This window comes from Terrabacter terrae (assembly GCF_039529575.1).
Classification (GTDB): domain Bacteria; phylum Actinomycetota; class Actinomycetes; order Actinomycetales; family Dermatophilaceae; genus Terrabacter; species Terrabacter terrae.
In genome coordinates this window covers 1-1,431 of sequence record NZ_BAAANB010000223.1, presented here as the reverse complement: position 1 = coordinate 1,431, position 1,431 = coordinate 1, and the positions used below count along the sequence as shown (strand labels likewise).

General features: G+C 72.4%; 1 protein-coding gene. It reads left to right on the top strand.

Annotated elements, in window-relative coordinates; translation table 11 throughout:
- Positions 1 to 53: 53 nt before the first annotated feature.
- Positions 54 to 1,431 (top strand): non-homologous end-joining DNA ligase (ligD, locus tag ABD194_RS21300; RefSeq protein ID WP_343995269.1); only part of this gene is annotated, 1,378 nt, incomplete at its 3' end.

The following is a 1,431-nucleotide window of genomic DNA, read 5'->3' as shown; positions in this document are numbered from 1 at the left end:
CGCACAGCGCGCGCCCGACCGGCGGCGTCGCACCCCGTGGCTACGATCGGCAGGTGAGCGCCAAGCCCGCCGTCGTTCCAGCGCCCAGTCCGTCGAGCCCGTCGGGGGTGCGGGAGGTGCGCGTCTCGAGCCCCGAGCGGGTGTTGTGGCCGTCCGCGGGCATGGCCGACGGCAGGCCGGTGACCAAGCTCGACCTCGCCGAGTACCTCGTGGCCGTCGCCGACCCGCTGCTGCGCGCGCTCGGCGACCGGCCGGTCACGCTGCAGCGCTTCCCCGAAGGCATCGAGGGCGAGGAGTTCTTCTCCAAGAACCCGCCCAAGGGCGTGCCGGAGAGCACCCGCACCGTCGTGTGCACCTATCCGTCGGGACGCCGGCACCCGCAGCTCGTCGTCGACGAGGTCGCCGACGCCGTCTGGGCCGCGCAGATGAACACCGTCACCTTCCACCCCTGGCCGGTGCGCACGGCCGACGTCGACCGACCCGACGAGCTGCGCATCGACCTCGACCCGCAGCCGGGACGCGGCTTCGCCGACGCGGTCGAGGCGGCCGTCGCGCTGCGCGAGGTGATGGCCGAGATCGGGCTGACCGCCTGGGCCAAGACCTCCGGCAACCGGGGCGTGCACGTCTACGCCCGCGTCGCCCCCACGCACGAGTTCCTCGACGTGCGGCACGGGGTCATCGGCATCGCCCGCGAGCTCGAGCGCCGCCTGCCCGACCTCGTCACGACGTCGTGGTGGAAGGAGGAGCGCGGCGAGAAGGTCTTCGTCGACTTCAACCAGGCCTGCCGCGACCGCACCATCGCCTCCGCCTACTCGCCTCGCCCGCTGCCCGGCGCGCCCGTGTCCACGCCGGTGACGTGGGACGAGCTGCGCTCGGTGGACCCCAGGGAGCTCACCGTACGCACGGTGCCGGCCCTCGTGGCCGACCGCGGCGACGCGTGGGCCGGCATCGACGACGAGGTCGGCGACGTCGCCGCCGCCATCGCGCTGTGGGACCGCGACGTCCACGAGCGGGGCCTCGGCGAGCTGAACTTCCCGCCGGACTACCCCAAGATGCCCGGCGAGCCGCCCCGTGTGCAGCCGAGCAAACGACGCCAGGACAAGACGGACGGGGACTACATGGCACCCAAGGCCGAGCGCGACGCCGACCACCGCAGCACGTGGGGCATGCCGGTCGTCCCCCCGGTGTCGCCGATGCTCGCCAAGCCGGTCAAGGACTTCTCGGCCGTCAAGGGCGAGGTGCTCTACGAGCCGAAGTGGGACGGCTTCCGCTCGATCATCTTCCGCTCAGGTGACCTCGTCGAGATCGGCTCCCGCAACGAGAAGCCGATGACCCGCTACTTCCCCGAGGTCGTCGAGGCGGTCAAGGCCGGCTTCCCCGACAAGTGCGTCATCGACGGCGAGATCATCGTCGTCTCCCCCGAGTCGAACG